The 24,495-nt window shown below is 67.1% G+C and carries 25 protein-coding genes; 12 read left to right on the top strand and 13 right to left on the bottom strand.

Translation table 11 applies throughout. The features are described 5' to 3' along the window. Nucleotide 1 precedes the first annotated feature (1 nt). The 3 genes from dxs to AWC31_RS01005 all read right to left on the bottom strand — a co-directional run bounded on the left by dxs (nt 2) and on the right by AWC31_RS01005 (nt 3,923). Nucleotides 2-1,915 (bottom strand): 1-deoxy-D-xylulose-5-phosphate synthase, encoded by a 1,914-nt coding sequence (gene dxs, locus AWC31_RS01015; protein ID WP_067851266.1) that lies wholly within the window; start codon nt 1,913-1,915, stop codon nt 2-4. 28 nt (nt 1,916-1,943) lie between these two features. Continuing rightward, nucleotides 1,944-3,236, bottom strand: coding sequence for a Na+/H+ antiporter NhaA (gene nhaA, locus AWC31_RS01010; protein ID WP_085141964.1), 1,293 nt, complete (start codon nt 3,234-3,236; stop codon nt 1,944-1,946). Between the two features lie 66 nt (nt 3,237-3,302). Beyond that, nucleotides 3,303-3,923 (bottom strand): TetR/AcrR family transcriptional regulator, encoded by a 621-nt coding sequence (locus AWC31_RS01005; RefSeq protein ID WP_133060056.1) that lies wholly within the window; start codon nt 3,921-3,923, stop codon nt 3,303-3,305. Between the two features lie 73 nt (nt 3,924-3,996). On the opposite strand from AWC31_RS01005, the gene AWC31_RS01000 reads away from it, so the two are divergent. Together AWC31_RS01000 and AWC31_RS00995 are read left to right on the top strand one after the other, a co-directional pair. Beyond that, nucleotides 3,997-5,223 (top strand): FAD-dependent oxidoreductase, encoded by a 1,227-nt coding sequence (locus AWC31_RS01000; protein WP_085141960.1) that lies wholly within the window; start codon nt 3,997-3,999, stop codon nt 5,221-5,223. Nucleotides 5,224-5,344: 121 nt separating this feature from the next. Then, on the top strand, nt 5,345-6,433 hold the full coding sequence (locus tag AWC31_RS00995; RefSeq protein ID WP_085141958.1) for a GGDEF domain-containing protein: 1,089 nt from the start codon (nt 5,345-5,347) through the stop codon (nt 6,431-6,433). A 23-nt stretch (nt 6,434-6,456) separates the two neighbouring features. Here the strand turns inward: AWC31_RS00995 and AWC31_RS00990 are convergent, their stop codons facing one another. Next, nucleotides 6,457-7,623 carry a CdaR family transcriptional regulator gene (locus AWC31_RS00990; protein WP_085141956.1) on the bottom strand — a complete coding sequence of 389 codons (1,167 nt, stop codon included), beginning with the start codon at nt 7,621-7,623 and terminating at the stop codon, nt 6,457-6,459. 133 nt (nt 7,624-7,756) lie between these two features. Here AWC31_RS00990 and AWC31_RS00985 point away from each other — a divergent pair, with 133 nt between their 5' ends. Genes AWC31_RS00985 through AWC31_RS00980 form a run of 3 tightly spaced genes read left to right on the top strand, consistent with a single transcriptional unit; the run spans nt 7,757 to nt 10,607 of the window. Beyond that, nucleotides 7,757-9,181, top strand: coding sequence for a sodium:solute symporter family protein (locus AWC31_RS00985; protein ID WP_085141954.1), 1,425 nt, complete (start codon nt 7,757-7,759; stop codon nt 9,179-9,181). Beyond that, nucleotides 9,178-9,330: a hypothetical protein gene (locus tag AWC31_RS37250; RefSeq protein ID WP_165765877.1), complete on the top strand. Its 153-nt coding sequence runs from the start codon at nt 9,178-9,180 to the stop codon at nt 9,328-9,330. Before AWC31_RS00985 ends, AWC31_RS37250 begins: the two co-directional genes overlap by 4 nt. Next, the gene (locus AWC31_RS00980) at nt 9,327-10,607 is read left to right on the top strand and encodes a D-amino acid dehydrogenase (RefSeq protein ID WP_085141952.1); all 1,281 of its coding nucleotides are present in this window, start codon (nt 9,327-9,329) and stop codon (nt 10,605-10,607) included. The genes AWC31_RS37250 and AWC31_RS00980 overlap by 4 nt, the downstream gene beginning before the upstream one ends. Here AWC31_RS00980 and AWC31_RS00975 read toward each other — a convergent pair. Then, nucleotides 10,604-11,797, bottom strand: a complete 1,194-nt coding sequence (locus tag AWC31_RS00975) for a class I SAM-dependent RNA methyltransferase (protein ID WP_085141950.1) — start codon at nt 11,795-11,797, stop codon at nt 10,604-10,606. The genes AWC31_RS00980 and AWC31_RS00975 overlap by 4 nt on opposite strands. Beyond that, entirely contained in the window at nt 11,794-13,800 is a 2,007-nt protein-coding gene (locus AWC31_RS00970; protein WP_207626268.1) for an APC family permease, read from the bottom strand. The genes AWC31_RS00975 and AWC31_RS00970 overlap by 4 nt, the downstream gene beginning before the upstream one ends. Before the next feature lie 99 nt (nt 13,801-13,899). Between AWC31_RS00970 and AWC31_RS00965 the strand changes: the two genes are divergently transcribed. Both AWC31_RS00965 and AWC31_RS00960 read left to right on the top strand, forming a co-directional pair. Further along, nucleotides 13,900-14,577, top strand: a complete 678-nt coding sequence (locus AWC31_RS00965; RefSeq protein WP_085141946.1) for a potassium channel family protein — start codon at nt 13,900-13,902, stop codon at nt 14,575-14,577. Nucleotides 14,578-14,608: 31 nt separating this feature from the next. After that, nucleotides 14,609-15,277 (top strand): potassium channel family protein, encoded by a 669-nt coding sequence (locus AWC31_RS00960; protein ID WP_067851245.1) that lies wholly within the window; start codon nt 14,609-14,611, stop codon nt 15,275-15,277. Nucleotides 15,278-15,283: 6 nt separating this feature from the next. Here AWC31_RS00960 and AWC31_RS00955 read toward each other — a convergent pair whose 3' ends face one another. After that, complete coding sequence (locus tag AWC31_RS00955; RefSeq protein ID WP_085141944.1) at nt 15,284-15,985, bottom strand: DUF3159 domain-containing protein; 702 nt, start codon at nt 15,983-15,985, stop codon at nt 15,284-15,286. After that, on the bottom strand, nt 15,982-16,353 hold the full coding sequence (locus AWC31_RS00950; protein ID WP_067851241.1) for an OB-fold nucleic acid binding domain-containing protein: 372 nt from the start codon (nt 16,351-16,353) through the stop codon (nt 15,982-15,984). Before AWC31_RS00950 ends, AWC31_RS00955 begins: the two co-directional genes overlap by 4 nt. 135 nt (nt 16,354-16,488) lie before the next feature. Here AWC31_RS00950 and AWC31_RS00945 point away from each other — a divergent pair, with 135 nt between their 5' ends. Continuing rightward, nucleotides 16,489-17,187, top strand: coding sequence for an alpha/beta fold hydrolase (locus AWC31_RS00945; protein ID WP_085141942.1), 699 nt, complete (start codon nt 16,489-16,491; stop codon nt 17,185-17,187). Nucleotides 17,188-17,196: 9 nt separating this feature from the next. Here the strand turns inward: AWC31_RS00945 and AWC31_RS00940 are convergent, their stop codons facing one another. Together AWC31_RS00940 and dut are read right to left on the bottom strand one after the other, a co-directional pair. Further along, complete coding sequence (locus AWC31_RS00940; RefSeq protein WP_085141940.1) at nt 17,197-17,964, bottom strand: DUF3710 domain-containing protein; 768 nt, start codon at nt 17,962-17,964, stop codon at nt 17,197-17,199. Then, the gene (gene dut, locus AWC31_RS00935; RefSeq protein WP_067851235.1) at nt 17,964-18,428 is read right to left on the bottom strand and encodes a dUTP diphosphatase; all 465 of its coding nucleotides are present in this window, start codon (nt 18,426-18,428) and stop codon (nt 17,964-17,966) included. Before dut ends, AWC31_RS00940 begins: the two co-directional genes overlap by 1 nt. A gap of 25 nt (nt 18,429-18,453) precedes the next feature. Between dut and AWC31_RS00930 the strand changes: the two genes are divergently transcribed. Further along, nucleotides 18,454-18,933, top strand: coding sequence for a DUF3093 domain-containing protein (locus AWC31_RS00930; protein WP_067851232.1), 480 nt, complete (start codon nt 18,454-18,456; stop codon nt 18,931-18,933). A gap of 46 nt (nt 18,934-18,979) precedes the next feature. Here the strand turns inward: AWC31_RS00930 and AWC31_RS00925 are convergent, their stop codons facing one another. Beyond that, nucleotides 18,980-19,282, bottom strand: coding sequence for a DUF4193 domain-containing protein (locus tag AWC31_RS00925; protein ID WP_067851231.1), 303 nt, complete (start codon nt 19,280-19,282; stop codon nt 18,980-18,982). Between the two features lie 165 nt (nt 19,283-19,447). Between AWC31_RS00925 and cei the strand changes: the two genes are divergently transcribed. Continuing rightward, a complete protein-coding gene (gene cei / locus AWC31_RS00920) occupies nt 19,448-20,098 on the top strand; it encodes an envelope integrity protein Cei (protein ID WP_067851229.1) in 651 nt (216 codons plus the stop codon). Here cei and AWC31_RS00915 read toward each other — a convergent pair. After that, nucleotides 20,072-20,932 carry an inositol monophosphatase family protein gene (locus AWC31_RS00915; RefSeq protein WP_085141938.1) on the bottom strand — a complete coding sequence of 287 codons (861 nt, stop codon included), beginning with the start codon at nt 20,930-20,932 and terminating at the stop codon, nt 20,072-20,074. The two genes, cei and AWC31_RS00915, sit on opposite strands and share 27 nt — an antisense overlap. 159 nt (nt 20,933-21,091) lie before the next feature. Between AWC31_RS00915 and ppgK the strand changes: the two genes are divergently transcribed. Next, the gene (gene ppgK / locus AWC31_RS00910) at nt 21,092-21,901 is read left to right on the top strand and encodes a polyphosphate--glucose phosphotransferase (RefSeq protein WP_067851224.1); all 810 of its coding nucleotides are present in this window, start codon (nt 21,092-21,094) and stop codon (nt 21,899-21,901) included. A 204-nt stretch (nt 21,902-22,105) separates the two neighbouring features. Beyond that, nucleotides 22,106-23,524, top strand: a complete 1,419-nt coding sequence (locus AWC31_RS00905) for an RNA polymerase sigma factor (RefSeq protein WP_067851437.1) — start codon at nt 22,106-22,108, stop codon at nt 23,522-23,524. 85 nt (nt 23,525-23,609) lie between these two features. On the opposite strand, the gene AWC31_RS00900 is transcribed toward AWC31_RS00905, so the two are convergent. Beyond that, nucleotides 23,610-24,413 carry a hypothetical protein gene (locus AWC31_RS00900; protein ID WP_085141936.1) on the bottom strand — a complete coding sequence of 268 codons (804 nt, stop codon included), beginning with the start codon at nt 24,411-24,413 and terminating at the stop codon, nt 23,610-23,612. Nucleotides 24,414-24,495 lie beyond the last annotated feature (82 nt).

The raw sequence follows: 24,495 nt of genomic DNA, 5'->3' as shown, positions 1-24,495 counted from the left end.
GCTAGTCGAGACGGTTGCTGACTTCGTCCTCGGCCACCGGTGCGCCGATCGCGGCAACCCAGCCGGTGATCTGACGGGCGATGTGCCGATCGGTCAGGCCGACCTCCGCGAGCACCTCCCCGCGCGAGGCGTGGTCCTGAAATTCCTGCGGCAGGCCCAGGTCTCGGCACGGGACATCGATCTCGGCGTGGCGCAACGCGGCCGACACCGACGAGCCGATACCGCCGTGCACACCGTTGTCCTCGACCGTGACCACGAGCTTGTGCGCGCGGGCCAGTTCGGCGATGGCCTCGGGAACCGGCAGCACCCAGCGCGGGTCCACCACGGTCACGCCGATGCCTTGGTTGCGCAGCAGCTCGGCCACGGCGAGTGCCATCTTCGCGAACGAGCCCACCGCGACCAGCAGCACATCGTCGGTCAGCCCGGCTGCGGGTGCGGCAAGCACATCGACTCCACCTCGGCGCTCGACGGCCGGGATGTCTTCGCCGACATCGCCTTTGGGGAACCGGATGGCCGTCGGCCCGTCGTTCACGGCCAGCGCCTCGCCGAGTTCCTCACGCAGCCGCGAACCGTCCCGGGGCGCGGCGACCCGGATACCCGGGACGATGCCGAGCACCGAGAGGTCCCACATGCCGTTGTGGCTGGCGCCGTCCGGGCCGGTGACGCCGGAGCGGTCGAGCACGAGGGTGACCGGCAGTTTGTGCAGCGCGACGTCCATCAGGAGCTGATCGAACGCGCGGTTGAGGAACGTCGAGTAGATCGCGACGACGGGATGCAGGCCGCCCATGGCCAGGCCGGCCGCCGACGTCATGGCGTGCTGCTCGGCGATACCCACGTCGAAGAATCGGTCCGGGTACTTCTCGCGGAACGCGCTCAGCCCCGTCGGCCCCGGCATCGCCGCGGTGATCGCCACGATGTCGCGACGCTTGGCGGCGGTCTTGATCAGTTCCTCGGAGAACACCGAGGTCCACCCGAGCCCGGCCGCCTTGGTGGGCACCCCGGTTTCGGGGTCGATGATGCCGCACGCATGCATCTGGTCGGCTTCGTCGTTCTCGGCAGGCGGATAACCCATGCCCTTGCGGGTGACCACGTGCACGATCACCGGCGCGTTGAAGCCCCTGGCGTGGCGCAGCGCGTTCTCGACGGCATGCTCGTCGTGGCCGTCGATCGGCCCGACGTACTTCAGGCCGAGATCGGTGAACATCACCTGTGGGGCGATCGCGTCCTTGATACCGGCCTTGATGCTGTGCATGCACTGGTAGCAGAACTCGCCGACGACGGGCAGGCCGCGCACGGCCTTGCGGCCTTCCTCCAGCAGCCGCTCATAGCCGGGCTGCAGCCGCAGGCCCGCGAGGTGGTCGGCGAACCCGCCGATGGTCGGCGCGTAGCTGCGGCCGTTGTCGTTGACGACGATGACGACCGGCCGGCCGGCGGCGGCGATGTTGTTGAGCGCCTCCCAGCACATGCCGCCGGTTAGCGCACCGTCGCCGACGACGGCCACCACGTGCCGGTTGCGGTGCCCGGTCAGCTCGAAGGCCTTGGCCAGCCCGTCGGCGTAGGACAGCGCGGCACTGGCGTGGCTGGATTCCACCCAGTCGTGCTCGCTCTCGGCACGCGAGGGATAGCCGGACAGACCGTCCTTCATCCGCAGCGTGTCGAAATCCTGGCTGCGGCCGGTAAGCATCTTGTGCACGTAGGCCTGATGCCCGGTGTCGAAGATGATCGGATCGTGTGGCGAATCGAACACCCGGTGTAACGCCAGAGTGAGTTCGACGACGCCCAGATTCGGGCCGAGATGCCCACCGGTTGCAGCGACCTTGTGGATCAGAAACTGACGGATCTCCTGCGCCAATGCACTTAGCTGTGATTGCGACAGGTGCTGCAGATCTGCGGGGCCGCGGACCTGTTCAAGCATCCCGTCAGTCTACGCACGGATCACGGGGTCAGTCCTGCCGAGGCTGGTAGATGTCGGGCACTCCGTCGCTGTCGGCGTCGGTGGTCTCCAGAATGTGGATGCGCCGGTAAACGACATTGCGGGAGATCAGCACGACAGCGGCCAGCAGACCGGCAACCACCGACCCGGTGAGCACCGCAATCTTGACGTCGGCGTCGGCGACCGGGCTGTCTTCGAACGCGAGTTCGCCGATCAACAGAGACACCGTGAAGCCGATGCCGGCGAGCAATGCGACGCCGAACACATCGCGCCAGGCCAGGTCCTCGTCGAGGCTCGCATTGGTGAATCTGGCGAGCAGGTAGGTCGTGCAGAAGATGCCGATGGGTTTGCCGAGCACCAAGCCGGCGATCACGCCGATCGTCAGCGGATGGGTGAGCGCGGTAGCGAATCCCGACAGGCCTCCGACGGTCACCCCGGCAGCGAAGAACGCGAACACCGGGACCGCCACCCCGGCCGAGAGCGGCCGCAGCCGATGCTCGAAGCGTTCGGCGGCGGCGTGTCGGCCCAGCACCGGCACGGTGAAGCCGAGCAGCACCCCGGCCACCGTGGCGTGCACACCGCTGGCATGCGCGAGCGCCCACGCGACCACCGCGAGAGGTACCAGGATCCACCACTGCCGGTGTCCGCGCTGGACTGCCAGGCCGAACAGCGCGATCGGCACGAGCGCGCCAAGCAGCGGCCCGACGGACAGGTGGTCGGTGTAGAAGACGGCGATGACGATGATCGCCAGCAGATCGTCGACCACGGCCAAGGTCAGCAGGAAGATCCGCAGCGCCGACGGCAGATGGGTGGACAGGACGGCCAGCACCGCGAGCGCGAATGCGATGTCGGTGGCGATCGGCACGGCCCAGCCGTCGATGTTCTCCGGCTGGCCCGCGAACAGGTTGATCCCGATGAAGATCGCCGCGGGCGCCGCCATACCGCCGACAGCGGCGGCGATCGGCAGCGCCGCGCGAGCCGGGTCGCGCAGATCCCCCGCGACGAACTCGCGTTTGAGCTCAAGACCCACGACGAAGAAGAAGATGGCCAACAGACCGTCGGCCGCCCAGGCCGAGACGCTCAGTTCCAGATGCAGCGACTCCCAACCGATGACGAAATTCGACAACCGGTCATAGGACGCAGACCACGGCGAGTTCGCCCACACCAGTGCGGCGGCAGCGGCGGTGAGCAGCAGTGCGCCGCCGACCGTTTCAGCACGCAGCAGCTCGGAGACGCGTTGCCACTCCGGCCACGTCGTGCGGGTGAGCAGCCTGGGGCGAGTGCGGTCAGGTGGACTGGTCATGGCGGGCTCCCGTAGACAGCGTGCGATGGCGCCGACCAGGCTTCCCGGCACACCCTGCCGATCACGCTAACAGGCGGACGCCTCCAGTACGCGCCTGACCGTCGCGAACTGCGCGGCCGCGAGCCCATCGAGATTTTCCGGGCCGACCTCGTCGAAATGGGCCACGGTCCACTCGTCGAAAACCTGAAGAATCCGCAGAACGACGCTGCACTGCAATGCTTCTGGCAAATCAGCGCGGACTGCGCCGCAGCTTCGGCCGACCCGCAGCACCTCTTCCACCCACTGGCGCACCGCCGCGAGCATTCCTGCCGACGCATCGCCGCCGGGCGCGTCGCTGTAAAACATCCGGCCCAGCGTCAGCGCGGACTCCTCACGCTGCGACACCGAAACGAGGTGGGCGAAGAAAGCCTCCACCCGCGGCCAGTAGTCGGGCCCGCGGAATTTCTCGGGTTCCGGGATCTCGACGGCATTCGCGAGCCCGCCGAGTAATTCGGCCATGACGAATTCGAACAATTCGTCCTTGGATTCGATGACGTAATAGAACGAACTCTTACTCATGCCGCATTTCGCGATGATCCGGTTCAACGAGGCCTCGCGATAGCCGGCCGACGCGAACTCTGCCGCTGCTACATCGACCAAACGGCGGCGTCGCTCGCCGGACATCCGGTTCAACCGACCACTGTGCACGAGCCAATATTAGACTGGACCACCTGGTACACAGAATGGTAGCGTCGCGCTCGAACGATTCGAGAGGATTTCTGTGCTCACCTCCACAACGCTCCAAGAGCAATATCGTTCGGCCTCCGCGGACAAGCTGCGAATCCTGATCGTCGGAGCGGGCATCGCGGGGCTCACCGCCGCCGGCCTGCTGCGCAGAGCCGGTCATCATCCGGTGGTGATCGAGCGCGCACCGGACGGCGCACCGCCCGGGTACATGCTTGCCCTGATGCCGATCGCGGACTCCGCACTCGACGACCTCGGCGCGCGGGCGGCATACCGCGCCGCGAGCGTGCCGTTCGAGGACTACGGGATGCGCGCCCACACCGGCCGGCTCATGCGCGTCGACTCGATGAACCGCGTGCTCGGCAGCTACGGCGACTATCGGGGCATCTCCCGCGGGGCATTGATCGATGTGCTCAGCGGTGCGCAGTGTCCGGTCACGCTGGACTCCACCGTCGCGGCGATCACCGAAACGGAAACGGCCGCGCACGTGACGATCGCCGAAGCGGGCGACACCCACCGTCTCGAATTCGATCTCGTCGTCATCGCCGACGGAATCCGTTCACGAACCCGCGATCTGGTGCTGGCCGGCCGGCCGGTCGAAGTGGTCGACACGCGATGGGGCGGCTGGGTGGCCTGGGCACCGGAACGGTCCGTTCCGCCGTCGCGCGGTGAAGAACTCTGGGGCGCAGGCCGTTTCGCGGGCCTCTACCCGGTCGCCGGGGCGGTCGGGGTGTTCCTGGGTGGTCCCCGGTCGGACACCGATGCCGGTCCGGCCGCGTTCGTCAGAGAATTCCGCAAGACGCTGAGTGTTGTCGACCCGCCGATCGATGCCGCGTTCGACGCCGTCGCCGCCGAACGCGATCCCTATTACTGGTCGCTGTCCGACTGCCGGGCCCCGGTCTGGACGACGCGGCGCACGGTGTTGCTCGGTGACGCCGCGGCGGGGTTCCTGCCCACCGCCGGCATCGGGGCCGGCATGGCGATGGAATCGGCGTGGGTCCTGTGCCGGATGCTGAACAACATCGACGGTCACCGGCTCGCCGACGTATTGGGCGCCTACGAGCGTACGCAACGCCCGCGAGTGCAGGCGGCCCAGGACAACTCCCGTCAGTTGGCCAGACTCATGTTCAAGCGCAGCCGCGGACTCGCCGTGCTGCGCGAGCTCGCAATGCGGATCGTGAGCGTCGATATCGCGCTCAAACCGATCCAGCGGCTGGTGGCTGAGCAGCCCAAACCTGACGAGGTGACGGCGTCGCTGCGTTGATTTACCGGCGCGAAAAATTCGGCGCCTACGAAATCGGTTGGACGAAGCCAAAAGGGCAATAAACCGATCGCGTCGTGATTACGTAGGGTGTACTACGAAATCGATTACTCCGGGGTGCGGATTGAGTCCTTTCGACAACTACTATGCGCGTACTGCCCTGCTTGCCGCGCAGGGCCAGCGCACCCGGATGCGTCACATCGTGGCGGTGACGATCATCAGCTTGGGCGTCGTCCCGCTGTTGCTGCTCGGCACGCCGGCCGGCCCGACGGGCGTCGGGCGCTACCTCGAGATCGGGGTGAGCGCCTGCGGATTGCTGATGGCCTGGTGGTGGTGGCGCAGGCAGTGGCCGAGTCGGAACCAGTCCTGGCTCGTGGTGTCGATCGGCACGACGGGCATCGCGGTCATCTGCATCCTGATGGCCGATCCGGTCGTCGGATTGTTGGGGACCGCCGCGTTCAGCCTGATCACCACCTATGCGGCGTTCTTGCACAGCAGACGCGTGCTGATCCTGACCTGGTTGGCCTCGGGCGTCGTCGTCGGCTATCTCGCGGTACGGGTCGCGATGACCGACGTCTGGCTGGGCCTGTGCGGTGCGGTGGCTTCGATGCTCGTCATCGTGACGACGTCGGCGATGTGCCGCATGGCCGTCGGGCTGATCGACCACGACAACGTTCAGCACCCCGATGAGATCGATCCGCTGACGGGCCTGCTCAACCGGGAGGCGTTCGACATCCACGCGGCGACGATGCTGGGCTCGCACAGCCGTCACGATGACCAGTACGTCGTGATCCTCGCGGTCGGCATCGACGACATGTCGCTGCTCAGCGACATGGACGGGACGCACAGTACGTTGCACGCGCGTGTCGCGGTCGGGCAGGCGATGCGGGAAACCGTGCGCCATCGGGTTCCGCTCGCGCATGTGTCCGACAGCGAGTTCCTGATCGCCGACGTCTTCAAGACCAATGACCCCTCGCCCCTGGTGAATCGGATCCGGATCGCGATAAGCACCACGCCCATGCGGCTGACCGCGAGCATCGGAACCGCGTGCAGCCCGCTGCGGCCGCTGACCGAACTTCCGGCCGAACAGGTCGTCGATGCCCTCGTCGACCTCGCAGTGAAGGCGATGAATCAGTCCCGTGCCGCGGGCGGCAATCAGACCACCTACGCCCACTACCCCACCCCGACCATCGGGCCGAACAACCAGGACTGAACCCACGAGCCGGGCGCGGCACGTCACAGCCGAGTGGTGTTGGGGCCCCGGCCGAGTTGGTCCATCATGCACGTCACGTAGAGCGCCACCGCCAGGCCCGCCTCGTCGAGCGAGCGCCCGAGAAGTCGTGCCACCCGGTCGAGCCGGTAGATCAGTGTGTTGCGGTGCACATGCATGGCCGCCGCTGCTTTGGTGACGTTGAATGCGCAGTCGCCCCAACTGATCAGCGTTGCGCGCATGGTGGGCCACTCGCGGTCGTGCAGTAGTGGGCGCAGCAGGCTCTCCGTCAGTCGCGTGCGCGAATCGATCGGTACGACCGACAGCGCCTGCTGCAGCCGGAAGTGCTCGATGTGGCGGATCGGCTGTTGACCGGTGACCACGGAACCGAGTTGCATGGCGTCGAAGGCGTCGCGGGCGGAGACGTTCAGCTCCTCGACGCCGCAAGCCGCCGACCCGATCGCCACCCGGGTGCCGAGGTGCTGAGTGCGGGTCACCGCGACGAGTTCCTCACAGCGCTCCAGCACCGATCGCTCGCCACCGTCCGGATCATCCGGAGTCGCGACCGCGATCACCGTACCCGCGAGCGGCGCGATGAGATCGGCCGTGGAGTTGAACACCGCCTCGGTGTGCCGCATCAGCTGGGCGGAATCGACTTCATACCGCGAACCGTCGGGATCCTCCGATGCGACCAACACCATTCGGCGGGGCAGCGTCAGATCGTGGCCGAGAGTCCTTGCCCGACGCAGTAATTGGGCAGCCGGAATACGCGAGTGGTGCCACTCGCACACATCGCGCAAGAGCTCGGTCACCGCGCGCTCGCGAATGACCCGGGAACCGATGCGCGCGGCCTCCTGCATGAGGATCTCGGTCTGCCGTTTCACCACAAGGCCGAATCGCTCGACCTCCTCGGGTGGGCCGGAGAGCCCGACAGTGCCCACCACGACGTCGTCGATGACGAGCGGGGTGGTCACCCCGGGCAACGTACCGACCAGATTCTGGACGTCCGCACTGGAATGCGTCATCGTCCGGCGGCTGCGGATCACCTCGACCGACGCCTCATGGAACTGACCGATGCGCGACGTGTCACCGCTGCCGACCACGATCCCCGACTCGTCGGAGATCATCACGTTGTAACCGATCACGTCGGTGATCTCATTGGCGATCTGCTGCGCCAGAGCTTGGCCGAGCACCTGCCCTCCCACCTATCGAACTAGGCAATCCGCCTAATTGCTCTCCCAGAGTTAACGACAGTTTAGGCACATCGCCTAGAGACGTAGGTCACGTTTGCTCCATACGATGGTGCGAATTCGGCAAGGAGTTCACATGACACCACTCGACTGGGCTTTGCTCACAGGCTATTTCGCGCTGCTGGTCGTGATCGGGCTGCAGACCATGAAGCGGATCAAGGATCCCGACGATTTCGCAGTCGCCGGCAACCGGATCGTCTGGCCGGTTTTCTTCGGCAGCCTCGCGGCCGCATTCCTGGGCGGTGGCGCATCGATCGGCGTCGCCGGTGCGACGATGCGCGACGGCTACGTCTACATGTTCGCGTTCTGCGCGTTCGGAATTCAGACCGTACTCGTCGGGCTGTTCATCGCCCCTCGGCTGAAGAACTACCGCGGTGCCCACACTCTCGGCGACGTGATGGACGAGCACTACGGCAAGGCGGCCAGGGTGGTCACCGGAATCCTGTCCCTCGCGTTGTGTTCGGGGATCCTGGGCGCTCAGGCACTGGCGATCGGAACCGTGGTCAACGCGACCCTCGACGTCCCGACCGGCCCGGCGGTGATCATCGGGATGGGCGTCGTGGTGCTGTACTCGTCATTCGGCGGGGCGTGGGCCGTGATCCAGACCGACATGCTGCAGTTCGTCTTCCTCGGCGTCTTCCTGCCGGTCGCACTGCTGATCGGGTTGCACGCGGTGGGCGGCCCGGCCTCGCTGTTGGACCAGGTGCCCGCCGATCACCTCACGCTGCTCGGCGACTACACGCCGCTGAAATTCCTCACCTTGTTCGTGGCGCTACTGCTCGGCGAGACGCTGGTGCCGCCGTACGCACAGCGCACGTTCTCCACGCCCGATTCGCGCCACGCCAAGATCGGCTACACCATGGCCGGATTCTTCTCGTTCTGCTTCTACTTCACGGCCGCGTCGATCGGGCTGATCGCACTCGTGCTCTACCCCGACATCAAGACCGACGAAGCGCTGCCGACCGTGGTGATGCAACTGATGCCGGTCGGCATCCTGGGATTGGTCATCGCGGCGCTGTTGGCCGTCGTGATGTCCACCGCGAGTTCCTATCTGAATTCCACGGCCGTCGTCCTGACCAAGGACGTCTACCAGCCGATGCGCGTCGACCCCTTGCCGCCCAAACGGCGCCTCACGGTCGAACGCACCACAAGTGTCATAGTCGGCGCCGCCGCAACGACTTTCGCGCTGAGTGTGCCGTCCATCGTCGACGCGCTGCTCTACAGCTACGCGCTGTGGGCGCCCACCATCATCGTGCCGCTGTTCGGTGCCGTCCTGTTCGGGATCCGCTCGGCGCCCGCCGCCCTGTCGGCGATCGCCGCGGGTGCTCTCGTGACCGCGGTGTGGCAGTGGGGGCTCGACGCACCGTTCGGACTCGCCGACGGCCTCATCCCCGGCGTGTTGGCCAATCTCGTCGTCTACATCGTCGTCGCCGCGGCGACCGCCAACCGCTACCCACGCCGGCACCAACCGGCCCTCGTCGCACAAGGAGAACCCGCATGATGCTCAACCTGCTGTATTACGGCATACCCGTTCTGGTCATCGTCGTGACCCTCTGGGTCGGATTTCTCGGCTGGCGCTTCTACGTCCAGGAAGTGCTGCGCGACAACAGTTCTGACCAAAGTGCAGTCGAAGGAGGAAGTTCGAAGTGAAGGTAGCTGTCATCGGGGCAGGAGTGGTGGGCGTCGCGACCGCGCACGCACTGGCCGAGCGTGGGCATGAGGTCCACGTCTACGACCGGCGACCCCAAGTGGCCACCGACACCTCGGCGAGCACGGGCGGTCTGATCGCGCCGGGACACTCATACACGTGGGCATCGCCGAGTGCGCCGATGATGCTGCTGCGCTCACTGGCGGGCCGGGAGACGTCCATCAGGGTGCGGCGGGCCGATACCGCCCTGGCCCGGTGGGGACTTCGATTCCTTCGTGAGTGCACACCGTCTCGGTCACGTGCCAACACGCTGGCGAAATTCGAACTCGCGCGCTATAGCCAACGACTGCTCGACGAGATCGCCCATCGCGAAGGGCTCGAGTTCAACCAGACCGACAAGGGCGTGCTCTACCTGTACCGCAGTGAGCCCGAATTCGCCGACGCGGTAGGCAGATCGGCGCTGCTGTGCGATCACGGTCGTCAGCAGAAGGCGCTCGATTCCGAGCAGATCGCCGCGGTCGAACCGGCCCTGCGCCACGCCGCCGGTGAGTTCGCCGGGGCGATCCACGACACGTCCGACGGCACCGGAGACCCGCACAAGTTCTCCACGGCGCTGGCCGCTGCCGCTCGCCGACAGGGCGTCGAGTTCCACCTGTCCACTGCGATCGACGGTCTGACCACCGACGGGTCGACCATCAACGGCATGCGGACCGCAGACGGTGTTGTTCGCTCGGACGCCGTCGTGCTGGCCGCCGGATCGGCCAGCCCGCTACTGGCCCGTGACATCGGGGTGTACCTGCCCGTGTATCCGGCGAAGGGTTACAGCGTCACCGCGACCATCAAAGACCCGGACCGGGCGCCGGCGCTCGGCGGCATCGACGAGCGCTACATGGTGGCGTGGTCACCGTTCGGCAGTGAGCTGCGGATGTCGGCCACTGCGGAGTTCGTCGGATACGACCGCAGCGCGGCGCCCGCGGACTACGCCCGCATCCTGGCCGCGGGCGACCGCCTGTTCCCGGGCGCGATCGATTGGGCCGGCGCCCATTACCGGACCGGGCTACGTCCCGTGACGCCCGACGGCCCACCGTTGATCGGGCTGGGCCGCCACGACAACCTGTACTACAACACCGGGCACGGAAACGTCGGCTGGACCATGGCGTGTGGTTCGGCCCGGATGCTCGCCGACCTCATGGACGGCAGGCGACCCGACATCGACCCCACGCCATACAGCCCGGTCCTGCGCCGCAGGCACCGCTCGCAACGGGGTGCTGTCGGCTAACGGGTCAGCACCGCGATGCACTCCACATGGTGGGTGAGCGGGAACGAGTCGAACACCCGGATCTCCTCGACGGCGTAACCGTGGCCGAGGTACAGTCCGACGTCGCGCGCGAATGATGCGGCCTCACAACCGATGTGGATGATCCTGCGCACCGCGGCGCCGGCGAGCTGGTCGATCACCTCACGGCCGGCCCCGGTCCTCGGCGGGTCGAGCACCGCGACATCGGCGGGCCGGTCCCGCCTGGCCAGGGCCCGGCGCACCGAATCGGTGACGACCGAAACCCACGGCAGGTCAGCCAGCGCGGTGCGCGCCGAGCGCGAGGCGCCACGCGAGGTGTCGACGGTGACCACGCGCCCGCTCTCCCCCACGCTCTCGGCCAATGCCGCGGCGAAAACCCCGGCGCCGCCGTACAGATCCCACGCGGTCATCCCCGGTTGCAGTTGCGCCCAGCCGGCCACCAGCTCGCTGTAGAGCGCTGCGGCACCGCGGTGCGCCTGCCAGAACGCCGTCACCGGCACGCGCCATACGCGCTGCCCGACCCGCTGCACGGCCTCGTAATCGCCCTCGACCACCCGCGTCGGGCTCTTGCGGCCGTTCTTGGGCCCCGACTGCACCACGTGTCGTACGCCATCGGAATCCAGGGCGATGTGCAGTTGCGCACCGCCGGGCCACCGGGTCTCGGCCAAACCCGTCACCAGACCGTCCGGCAACTGCGCACAGCCCAGATCGGTGACGAGCTCGGCGCTGTGATACCGGTGAAAACCCGCGCGCCCATCCGCCGTGGTGTCCAGCCGGACCCTGGTGCGCCACCCCGTCGCCCCGGACGCACCAACCGATTCGGCGGCGGCCGCGTCCTCGTCACGCCAGTGGTACCCACCCAGCCGCTCCAGCTGGTTGGCGACGACAGCGCCCTTGAGCCGGCGCGTGGCCGCCGGATCGGCGAACGCCAGGTCACAGCAGCCCGCACCGTCCACGCCGGCGATCGGGCACAGCGAATCGACGCGATCCGGCGATGGCTCGATGACCTCGACAACCTCGGCGCGCCAATAAGATCCGCGCTCGTCGACGACACGAACGCGCACGGTCTCACCGGGTAGCGCGTACCGCACGAACACCACCCGGCCCTCGTGGCGGGCCACGCAACTGCCACCGTTGGCCGCGGGCCCGGTGGTGAGTGTCAGTTCGTTCACTCCAAGAATCCCCTGCGAGCATCCCCCGGCGCCGATTGCGGCTGCAGCGCCTTGAGCCGCTCCGACGAATTCAGCTGCCACGGAACAGATGTCACCATGACGTTCGGCATGAACAACAGGCGGCCCTTGAGCCGCAGCGCACTCTGGTTGTGCAGGACCTGCTCCCACCAATGCCCGACGACGTATTCGGGGATGAACACCGTGACCACGGTTCGCGGTGACTCCTTGGTGACCCGCTTGACGTAATCGAGCACGGGACGGGTGATCTCGCGATACGGCGACGCGATGACCTTGAGCGGCACACTGATATCGCTGTCCTCCCACTGATGCACCAGCGCACGGGTCTCGGCGTCGTCGACGCTGACCGTGATCGCCTCCAGCACATCGGGCCGGGTGGCACGCGCATACGCCAGCGCGCGTTTGGTCGGCAGGTGCAGCTTCGAAACCAACACCACCGCGTGGTTGCGGCTCGGCAGCACGATGTCGCCTTCTTCGCCTTCGTCTTGCGCGTTGAGTTCGCGGGCCACGGTGTCGTAGTGCTTGTGGATGGCCTTCATCAACACGAACAGCGCCGTCATCGCCAGGATCGCGATCCAGGCCCCGGCGAGGAACTTCGTCACCACAACGACGACGAGCACCGCACCGGTGGCGGTGAGACCGATGGCGTTGATGATCCGCGAGCGCATCATGTGCCTGCGGACCGCCGGATCGGTTTCGGTGCGCAGTAGCCGGGTCCAGTGCCGCACCATGCCGATCTGGCTGAGCGTGAACGACACGAACACGCCCACGATGTAGAGCTGGATCAGTGCGGTGACCTCGGCGCGGAACGCCACGACGAACGCGATCGCGGCGAACGCCAGGAACAGGATGCCGTTGGAGAACGCCAGCCGGTCCCCTCGCGTGTGCAGCTGCCGCGGCAGAAACCGGTCCTGCGCCAGGATCGAGCCCAGCACCGGGAACCCGTTGAACGCGGTGTTGGCCGCCAGCACGAGGATCAGCGCGGTGACACCGGCGATGAGGTACAGGCCGATCGGGAAGTCGTGGAACACCGCATCGGCGAGCTGCGCGATGAGCGTCTTCTGGTGGTAATCGGGCGGCGCGCCGACCAGTTGTTCGTGCGGACGTTCGGCCATCTGCACGCCGGTCGCCTTGGCCAGCATGATGATGCCCATGAACAGCGTCACCGAGATGAGGCCGAGCAGCAGCAGCGTGGTGGCCGCGTTGCGGGACTTGGGCTTGCGGAACGCGGGCACGCCGTTGCTGATCGCCTCGACGCCGGTGAGCGCGGCCGAACCGGACGAGAACGCGCGCGCCACCAGGAACACCAGCGCAAAACCGAGGACTTCGCCGTGTTCGGCGTGCATCTCGAATCCGGCCGACTCCGCGCGTAACGGATGGCCGAGCACATAGATCTGGAACAGGCCCCAGCCGAGCATGATGAACATGCCGAACATGAATGCGTAGGTGGGGATCGCGAATGCGGTGCCGGACTCCCGTATTCCGCGCAGGTTGATCGACGCCAGCAGCAGAATCGCGACGACCGCGAAAATCACCTTGTGCTGAGCCACGAAGGGTACCGCCGAGCCGATGTTCGACATCGCCGACGACATCGAGACCGCGACCGTGAGCACATAGTCCACGAGCAGTGCGCTCGCCACCGTCAGGCCGGCGGTCGGACCCAGGTTGGTGGTCACGACCTCGTAGTCGCCGCCGCCTGATGGGTAGGCGTGCACGTTCTGGCGATAGCTCGCGATCACGATGAGCATGACCGCGGCGACCGCGAGGCCGATCCACGGCGACATCGAGTAAGCCGTCAGCCCGGCCACCGACAGCACCAGGAAGATCTCCTCCGGTGCGTATGCCACCGAGGACAGCGCGTCGGAGGCGAACACCGGCAGCGCGATCCGCTTGGGCAGCAGCGTGTGGGACAGCTTGTCGCTGCGGAACGGCCGCCCCAGGACCAACCGGCGCGCTGCCGTCGAAAGCTTGGACACGAGTGCCAAGAGTAAGCCCGAAGGCGAACGGGTGTCAGAAAGCTGTAGCGTTCGTCAGTGCACGGGTTGAGATAGCTTGATCTTTCTGCTGCCGGAAAGGACCGTCTGGTGCGTGTAGTTGTCATGGGATGTGGCCGCGTGGGCGCATCCCTCGCAGACAGCCTGGCCAGAATTGGCCACGACGTCGCCATAATCGACCGGGACAGCACCGCATTTCACCGGTTGTCCCCCGAGTTTCCCGGCGAGCGGATCCTGGGCATGGGTTTCGACCGCGATGTGCTGCTGCGGGCCGGGATCGAAGAGGCCGGCGCGTTTGCCGCGGTGTCCTCCGGCGACAACTCCAACATCATCTCGGCGCGGGTCGCGCGCGAGACCTTCGGCGTCGAACGTGTCGTGGCGCGCATCTACGACGCCAAGCGTGCGGCCGTCTACGAGCGGCTGGGCATTCCGACCGTCGCGACCGTGCCATGGACCACCGACCGCCTGCTCAACGTGCTGACCAAGGAAACCGAGACCACCAAATGGCGTGATCCCTCGGGCAGTGTCGGCGTCGCCGAGCTTCCGTTGCACGAGGGCTGGGCCGGCAGACGGGTGACCGACCTCGAGGCCGCCACCGGCGGGCGCGTGGCGTTCATGATCCGGTTCGGCAGCGGCCATCTGCCCGACGCGAAAACCGTCATCCAGGCCGGCGATCAGGTCTATGTCGCGGCGGTCGCCGGTCACATCGCCGAAGCACTCGCCATCGCGGCACTGCCGCCGAGTGAAGACCTGGAGTCCGAACGATGAGCGCCGACGACGAACGTGAGGAGTGGCGTCGATGAAGGTAGCGATCGCCGGGGCCGGGGCCGTCGGCCGCTCCATCGCCCGCGAACTCCTTGAGAGCAATCACGAGGTGACGCTGCTGGAGCGCAACCTCGACCACATCGATGTCGATGCCATCCCCGCCGCGCACTGGCGCCTGGGCGACGCATGCGAGCTCACGATGCTGGAGTCGGTACGGCTCGAGGAATTCGACGTCGTGATCGCGGCCACCGGCGACGACAAGGTCAACGTCGTCGTGAGTCTGTTGGCCAAGACCGAATTCGCGGTGCCCCGGGTGGTCGCGCGAGTCAACGATCCGCGCAACGAGTGGCTGTTCGACGAGAACTGGGGTGTCGACGTCGCCGTGTCCACGCCGCGCATGCTGGCCTCCCTCGTGGAAGAGGCTGTCGCCGTCGGCGATCTGGTGCGGCTCATGGAATTCCGCAGGGGCCAGGCCAACCTCGTCGAGATCACGCTGCCCGACGACACCCCGTGGGGCGGTAAGCCGGTCAAGCGCCTGGAGCTACCGCGCGACGCGGCGCTCGTGACCATTCTGCGCGGGGCACGGGTGATCGTGCCCGAATCCGACGAACCGCTCGAGGGCGGCGACGAACTCCTGTTCGTGGCGGTCACCGAGGTGGAAGACCAACTGCGGGAACTGTTGCTGCGCCCCGCGTCGCGCTGAAGCCACTCAGTCGGCGGTCTGGGCCGCCTGGTGGGCATGCAGAGCACGCTGCGCGGTGCGGATGGCCAGATACGTCACCAACGCGGCGACTGCCGTCAGCGGCCAGCCCATCGCGATCCTGGCGAAACCCAGCCAACCCGTTTCGTCGGCGTCGTAGAGGTACTCCTGCACCAGGAACCGCGACGCGAACACGAGCACCCAGGTGATCGTGGCGATGTCGAAGGCCAGCACCGCCTTGCGGACGTCACGCCAGCCCCGGTCATGCGAATTGACCCAGCCCCACACATATCCGACCACCGGCCGGCGGATCAGCACCGAGACACCGAACACCACCGCCCACAGCAGCGATGTCCAGATGCCAAGCAGGAAATAGCCTTTCGACTCCCCCACCAGATAGGCGATCAGCGCGCTGATGCCCACTGCGAAAAAGCCGGATATCGCGGGCTGCACCGAATCCCGGCGGATCAGCCGCCAGATCAGGATCAGGGTGGCCACGCCGAGGGCGGCCGCGATCGCGGGCATCAGTCCGAATGCCGATGACACCGGCACGAATACGACCACCGGCAGCGTGGAGTAGATGAGGCCGCTCACGCCGCCCATCTGGTCGAGGATCGCCCGGCCCCCGGTATTCGGCCGCGCGGATGTCGGTTCCGGCTCGCTCGTGGGGCCTGGGGGTGCGTTACCTGGGCCGTTTTCGGCCTGGCTCACTTCTGAATTTCGTAGTGCGGGTTGTAGATCGCTTTCGTACCGTTCTCCAACTTGCCGACGCGGCCGTGCACCCGCAGGGTGCGGCCCGATTCGATACCGGGGATGCGGCGCTGTCCCAGCCAGACCAGCATCACCGTGTCCGTCCCGTCGAACAATTCGGCTTTGACGCCGCCAGAACAGCCTTTGCCGTTGCATTCGACACTGCGCAGGGTCCCGACCATCGTCACTTCCTGGCCGCGCTGGCAATTGATCGCCTTCTGCGCGCCGGTGTTGGCCGCTTCGTCGCTGAGCTCTTCGACATCGAGCTGCTCGGGGTCCTCCGTCAGGCGTCGCGTCAGCCGGCGCAGATACCCTTCGGCCGTAGCCATGGTCCTCTCCTGACCTTTCGCGGATCCACCGTGGATCCACCCAACCAACGCCACGGTAGACCTCTTATTCCCCGAATGCCACGCGGGGTGTGTGTCGGCACGCCGGTAATTTGACGAGCCAGGCACGATCATGTGATGAGCGTCATTCTGCGCGGTGTCACCACCGTTCTCCTTCCCGGAACCGGGTCCGACGACGACTACGTCTACCGGGCGTTTTCGGCTGCGCTGCATGACGTCAACGCGATGGTGGTGACTCCGCCGCCACAGCCGGACCGGCTCGTAGCGGGTTACCTGGCCGCGCTCGACGACGCGGCCCGCTCGGGTCCGATCGCGGTGGGCGGGGTGTCCATCGGCGCCGTCGTCGCCACCAGATGGGCACTGGATCATCCCAGCCGGGCCGTGGCCGTGCTGGCCGCACTGCCGCCCTGGATGGGTTCCCCGCAGAACGCTCCTGCGGCGTTGCTGGCGCGTCAATCGGCCCACCTACTGCGCCGGGACGGGCTTGCGGCCACCGTCGCGCAGATGCGCGAGTCCAGCCCGGCGTGGCTGGCCGATGAACTGACCCGCTCGTGGGTGGGCCAGTGGCCCACGTTGCCTCAGGCCATGGATGAGGCCGCCGGGTACGACGCCCCCAGCTGCGCCGAGCTGGAGCGGCTCGCCGTGCCCATGGGGGTGGCGGTGGCCACCGACGATCCGGTACACCCGGCCGAGGTCGGGTTCGAATGGGTCGCCGCAGTGCCTCGTGCGGCGCTGCGCACCGTCACCCTGGCGCAGATGGGCGTCGACACCGGCGTCCTTGGCGCCGCGTGCGTCGCCGCCCTGCAGGAGGCGTGAGCGGCTCCCCTATCCCCCGGTGATGGTGCGGAGCTGCTGCATCGCCGAACCCTGCGCGCTGCGCCGGGCCGCGGGCTCGGCCGGGGGCTGCTCCTGTGGCGGCGCCTGCTGTTGCCCTTGCTGTGCCGCGGCCTGGGCGGCGGCGCGCAGCTGCGCGGCCATCGGCTCGGGCAGCTGGACCTGCAACGGCGTGCGCACCGGCATCGGCGTGTCGCCGCGCCGGATCACGGTGTCCGCCAACGATGCCCGAGCCTCCTCGGCAAGCGCGTCGATGGTTTCGGGCGAACCGTTGACGACGCAGCGCACCATCCACCGGTAACCATCCACGCCGATGAACCGGACCACGCCACCATTGCCGGCGCCGACCACCTCGCGGCCCCACGGGCCGTCTTGGATGGCCACCGACGCGGCGTCCTTGCGCAGCGAATCGGCCAGCTCACCGGCGACCTCCCGCCACAGGCCCGCACTCTTGGGCGCGGCGTAGGCCGCGATGGTGAACCGGCCGTTGGGCGTCACGACCCACACCGCGCTCGGCGCGCCGGCCTCGTTGAGTTCCACCTGCACCTGGCCGCCGTCGGGCATCGGGATCAGGACCGATCCGAGGTCCAGCCGGCCCTGTGCTGCGACGGCCGCGTCGTCGAAGTCCTCGATGTCGAACGGGCCGTCAAAATCCTCGTCAGTCTCGTCCGTCACAGCAGGCTCGATTCGTTCGTTGCCGGGCGTGTCACTGCCCTGGTCGCTCGTCGTTTCATTGCTCTTGCGTTTTCCGAATGCCATCACAAACTCGCATGTCCGCCGGAGGAACCGTGGCCACCATCACCACGGGAGGTGTCGGCCAGGCCTGCCTCGTCGAACGAGGTGACCTCGACCAGTTCGGGCAGCTCCACCCGCTGCACCAGCAGCTGGGCGATCCGGTCGCCACGGTTCACCACGATCGGCGTCTCCGGATCGAGGTTGATGAGCGAAACCTTGATCTCACCGCGGTACCCGGCATCGATCGTGCCCGGGCTGTTGACGATCGAAAGTCCCACGCGCGCAGCCAAACCCGACCGGGGATGCACCAGCCCCACCATGCCGTGCGGAATCGCCACCGCAACCCCGGTGGGCACGAGCGCCCGCTGCCCGGGAGCCAGTTCGACATCCTGCGCGCTGTACAGGTCGACGCCCGCGTCGCCGTCGTGCGCGCGACTGGGCATCGGGAGTTCGCGATCCAATCGGACGACCGCCAGAGAGTTGGACACGACGTCACAGATTACTCTGAGCCGCGTGTCAGACACGCGCGCAACCACCCAAACCGTGCGCTATCGCGAGCGGTTGTGGGTGCCTTGGTGGTGGACGCTGCCCGCAGCGATCCTGGCGGGAATCATCGCTCTCGAGGTGGGCATGGGCGTGTCGGGTATGCCGAAATGGGTGCCCTACGCGGTGTTGTTCCCGGTCGCGGCGGCTGTGCTGATGTGGTTCAGCAAGACCGAGTTGCGCGTGGTCAGCCGACCGGGCGGCGAAACCGAGGTTTGGGTCGGCCAGGCCCACCTGCCGACCAGCGTGATCTCGCGCACCGCCGAGGTGCCGCGGTCGGCCAAATCCGCCGCGCTGGGCCGCCAGTTGGATCCCGCTGCCTACGTCGTGCACCGGGCCTGGGTCGGCCCGATGGTGCTGCTGGTTCTCGACGATCCGGATGACCCCACCCCGTACTGGTTGGTCAGTACCAGACATCCGGACCGGTTGCTCTCGGCGCTCCGCGGCTAGCTGCAGCGGCTGAGCCGCAAATCTGGCTACAGCGGCTGAGCAGCCCTCAGGCTGCGCAGTCGGTGCAGATCATCACACCGTTCTTTTCGCTGGCCAGCCGGCTCCGGTGATGCACCAGGAAGCAGCTGGAGCAGGTGAACTCGTCGGCCTGCTTCGGGACCACCCGAACCGACAGTTCCTCGCCGGACAGGTCTGCACCCGGTAGCTCGAATGACTCGGCGGTCTCGGACTCGTCGACGTCCACCACGGCGGACTGCGCCTCGTTACGCCGCGCCTTGAGCTCTTCCAGCGAGTCCTCGGAAACGTCGTCGGTCTCAGTGCGCCGCGGGGCGTCGTAGTCGGTAGCCATCGTCTGTGTCCCCTCCCTTACCTTGCAGCAGAGCTTTGTACCAGCGTCGAACGCATTCCCCAAATGATTCGTGCCCGTATTGCCACACGTTTCAGTGTGATTTACATCACATTACGGCCTGAGCTCCGGCGCCGCACCCGGCGACCTTGGCCTTAGAGTGCAGGGGTGGTCTCGCAAATCACCGAAGGCACCGCTTTCGACCGGCACGGTCGACCGTTCCGTCGGCGCAACTTTGTCCCCAGCATTGTGTTGCTCGTCGCACTTGCGGTGGTGACGTTGATGGTCTGGATCATCGCCCTCAACCAGCCGGCCGATGTCCAGCAGGCCACGGTGTGCAACGCGCCGCCACCCGCGACGGATCCGGCAACCCCGAAACTGGGTCAGCAGGTGGCCGGCTCCGACATGATCGAAGTCACGCCGGCCCCGCTCGCCGACACCAAGATCAGGGTGCTCAACGCCAGCGGCCAGGGCGGGCAGGCAGGCGAGATCGCCGGTCAACTGCGCGACCTCGGCTTCGCCCAGCCCGAGGCGGCCAACGACGCGATCTACTCCAGCGTCCGGCTGGAGTGCCAGGGCCAGATCCGGTTCGGTCCGACCGGGCGCGCCGCCGCTGCCGCCGTCTGGCTGGTGGCCCCGTGCACCGAGCTGTTCCAGGATGAAAGGCCCGATGCCACAGTCGATTTGGCGCTGGGCACCGAGTTCACCGAACTGAGCAGCAGCGACGACATCAACGCCGTACTGGCCAGCCTGCGGCCCGACGCCACCGCGCCCGCCGACACCGAGCTGCTGTCAAAGATCCATACCGGCGCCTGCTAAGGCGGCGCGCAACGCGTCCGCGACGCCCGGCGCGCACGCCCCGAGGCGTCCCGGCCCGGACCCGGTCGGCAACCACACCGTCGCCCCGGCCTCGGCCGCGATCAGCGCGCCTGCCGCCCAGTCCCAGACGTTGACGCCCTCCTCGTAATAGGCATCCAGCTGACCCGCGGCAACCATGCACAGGTCGAGGGCACACGAGCCGAACCGGCGCACATCGCGCACGACCGGCAGAATCTCGGCCAGCACCTGCGCCTGGCGCCTGCGCTTGTCGGCGACATACGAGAAGCCGGTGCCGACGAGTGTCATCGACAGATCGTCGGCCGCGCTGCATCGCAGCGGCGTGCTGACATCACCCCTGCGCACCTGAGCGCCGTGACCCAACGCCGCGGAGAACACCTCACCCGCGGCGACGTTCGCGACGGCGCCCGCCACCGATCGGCCGTCGCGCTGGACCGCGATGGACACCGAGTACGCCGGGATGCCGTAGACGAAGTTCACGGTGCCGTCGATCGGGTCGATGACCCAACTCACACCGTCCCGTCCGTCCTCCTCGCCACCCTCTTCCTCACCGAGCACGTGTTCGCCCGGGCGCAGTACCGCCAGCCGTTCCCGCAGCCACCGTTCGGTCTCGGTGTCGACGATGGTCACCGGATCGGTGGGGGTGCTCTTGGAACGAATCGGACCCGCGCCATCCCCGGCCTCCGACGAATCGGGCGCGCCTGACGCGGCACCGAACACCTCGCCACGACGGCGTCGGACAAATTCTGCGGCTTCGGTTGCCAGCTGCTCGGCAACATCACGCAGGCGGGCTGAGTCGGCACTGTTTTCAGTCACCGCACTATCGCAACACGTTTGCGCCGAAAAGTCGCTCGCCGGGATGCGGGACCGCCCGCACGAGCGTTGACGAACAACTAGGGTGAGGCGCGTCGCCCCAGTTCACCCCCGAGCCTTCTCACCAGCCACGCAATTGCCTGTCCCACAAAGGAGCATCCCATGACTGCACCCGAGTCGACCGCGGCTGATCCCACCACCGACGGCGACCCCGGGCGCCGCGCATTCGGTGTCGATGTCGGTGGCAGCGGCGTCAAGGGCGGCATCGTCGACCTCGACACCGGCCAGCTGATCGGTGAGCGGTTCAAGCTCGAGACGCCGCAGCCGGCAACACCGGAAGCGGTCACCAAGACCGTGGTGTCCGTCGTCCGGGAGTTCGGATGGACCGGCAAAGTCGGTGTCACCTACCCGGGCGTCGTGACCGAGGGGATCGTCCGGACCGCCGCCAACGTCGACAAGGGCTGGATCGGGGTGAACGCGGCAGAGGTCATCAGCAAGGCGCTCGACGGGCAGCAGGTGACCGTGCTCAACGACGCCGACGCCGCCGGCCTCGCCGAGGAGAAACACGGTGCAGGCAGGGACAACACCGGTGTCATCGTGCTGCTCACGTTCGGCACCGGCATCGGATCGGCCGTGATCCACAACGGTGTTCTGTTGCCCAACACGGAGTTTGGTCACCTCGAAGTCGGGGGTAAGGAAGCCGAGCACCGGGCGGCCTCCTCGGTCAAGGAGCGCAAGGACTGGAGTTATGAGCGCTGGAGCGAAGAGGTGACCAAGGTCCTCATCGCCATCGAGAACGCGATCTGGCCGGATCTGTTCATCGCGGGCGGTGGCATCAGCCGCAAAGCCGACAAGTGGCTGCCCCTGCTGAAGAACCGGACGCCGGTGGTGGCCGCGGCGCTGCAGAACACCGCGGGCATCGTCGGTGCCGCCATGGCCTCGGCTGTCGACGTCACGGCTACCGCGCAGTAGCAACGGCCAGACGGCCGGCCGACGTGCCGAAATTTGCCGCTCGGCGCGGTGAAACCACACACTGTCGTTACAATGGTCATCGGCGGCCGCCTACCGAATAGCGGCGAGTATCCCAGCCGATAACAACGCCAACATTCGACAGACGACGCTTCCGGTGGTGTATGCCCATGCCCATCGGAAATACGCAAGACCGAAAGGGTGTACGTGGCAGCGACAAAGGCAAGCCCGGCAACCGAAGAGCCGGTGAAGCGCACCGCTACCAAGACCCCCGCAAAGAAGGCCCCAGCCAAGCGGGCAGCCAAGAGCACTGCGGCCAAGACGCCAGGCGCCAAGCCCGCCAAGAAGGCTCCGGCCAAGCGGGCAGCCAAGGCTCCCGGCACCAAACCCGAGGACGCCGCCACCGACGACCTTGAGGTGACCGACGACCTCGAAGCTGAGCCCGGCGAGGATCTTGACGTCGAGGACACCGATCTCGAACTCGACGACCTCGACACCGACGACGAGACCGTCGAGGACTCCGACGACGAAGACGAGGGCGAAGAGGACGCTGCCGAGGGCGATGCCCCTGCCGCGGCCAAGCCAGAAGCCGCCGACGACGAGATCGCCGAGCCGTCCGAGAAGGACAAGGCGTCCGGCGACTTCGTGTGGGACGAGGAGGAGTCCGAGGCGCTGCGGCAGGCCCGCAAGGATGCCGAGCTCACCGCCTCCGCGGACTCGGTGCGCGCCTATCTCAAGCAGATCGGCAAGGTCGCACTGCTCAACGCCGAGGAAGAGGTCGAGCTCGCCAAGCGCATCGAAGCCGGCCTGTTCGCCACCCAGAAGCTGGCCGAGCTGGCGGAAAAGGGTGAGAAGCTGCCGGTCCAGCAGCGCCGCGACATGCAGTGGATCTGCCGCGACGGCGATCGCGCGAAAAATCATCTGCTGGAGGCGAACCTGCGCCTCGTGGTCTCGCTCGCCAAGCGCTACACCGGCCGCGGCATGGCGTTCCTCGACCTCATCCAGGAAGGCAACCTGGGTCTGATCCGCGCGGTCGAGAAGTTCGACTACACCAAGGGCTACAAGTTCTCGACGTACGCCACCTGGTGGATCCGGCAGGCCATCACCCGCGCGATGGCCGACCAGGCCCGCACCATCCGTATCCCTGTGCACATGGTCGAGGTCATCAACAAGCTGGGCCGCATCCAGCGCGAGCTCCTGCAGGATCTGGGCCGCGAGCCCACCCCCGAGGAACTCGCCAAAGAGATGGACATCACGCCGGAGAAGGTGCTGGAGATCCAGCAGTACGCGCGTGAGCCCATCTCACTCGACCAGACCATCGGCGACGAGGGCGACAGCCAGCTCGGCGACTTCATCGAGGACAGCGAGGCCGTCGTGGCTGTCGACGCCGTCTCCTTCACCCTGCTGCAGGATCAGCTGCAGTCGGTGCTGGAGACGCTGTCGGAGCGCGAGGCCGGTGTGGTGCGGCTGCGGTTCGGCCTCACCGACGGACAACCGCGCACGCTCGACGAGATCGGCCAGGTCTACGGCGTCACGCGCGAGCGCATCCGCCAGATCGAGTCCAAGACCATGTCGAAGCTGCGCCACCCGAGCCGTTCGCAGGTGCTGCGCGACTACCTCGACTAGATCACCATTCGTTCAGACGGCGGACCGGATACCATCCGGTCCGCCGTTTGCGTTGACGAATTGTCTTACTGGTCCGCTACTTCCGTCATACTCCTAACCTCGAGCCATGACCCCGGTGCACCCTCGGGGCACGCTTCGGTCGTCGTCGTTGCGGGCATGGCCCGCTCGCCGGGACCGACGTGCCGTCGGGGCACTGCTTGGTTTCCGGGCCGCCCTGTGGAGGCGGGCAGACCACATCCTGGGCGACTGTGGCGCCGTCAGGGCAGTGCTTCGCGGGGGGCGGCGGATTCGGTACACAAGGCCCATCGGGCGGTGGCTGGTTCGACTGCCCCGGCGGGCAGATCTGCGCCTGGGTGCGAATCTCCTTCTCCGGGAAGAAGCTGACATCCTCGACGCGCCAACCCTCGGGACTTTTCTTGGCCACGACCCGCTCGACTCGCATGGTGATGGACGAGATCAGCTTGCCGTCGGGCGCCGTCGCTGTGAGGGTCAGCATCACGGCACGCTCGACGGTGTCCGGGGTGTCCTTCGGGTGTTCGCTCGGCACGAGCAGTGCGTCGGCCATGACCTCCAGTTTCGCGTCCTTCCACTCCTGCACCCGCACGCTGTTGCCCAGTTCGATGTCGATGTCCAGGAGTTCACCGCCGAGAAGCGGCAGCGCACGGTTGTAGCCGTCCAGCGGCGAATCGTCGCGGGCCGGCGACCAGGTGAACATGGTCTTGATCGCCTTGAGGATGACGTTCTCCGCCTCGGACAGGACGAGCTCATCGTTGTCGGTGCCCGTGTGCTCCGAGCCCGAATCCGGTTGGGACCCACCGCAACCGACGACGACGAGCGAGATCGCCGCAAACAGCGCGGCAACGGCCAGCAGGACGCGTCGCTGCCTCATACCGCCTCCTCGCGCTCCTCGCATCGGACACCCTCGTCGCGCACGGTGTCCCTCATTGTTCAGCTTGTATCGGTGCTGGGCG

It is taken from the genome of Mycolicibacterium wolinskyi (assembly GCF_002101965.1).
GTDB lineage: Bacteria > Actinomycetota > Actinomycetes > Mycobacteriales > Mycobacteriaceae > Mycobacterium > Mycobacterium wolinskyi.
Note: the sequence above shows the minus strand (reverse complement) of the source record. Positions and strands in the feature narration are given on the sequence as shown.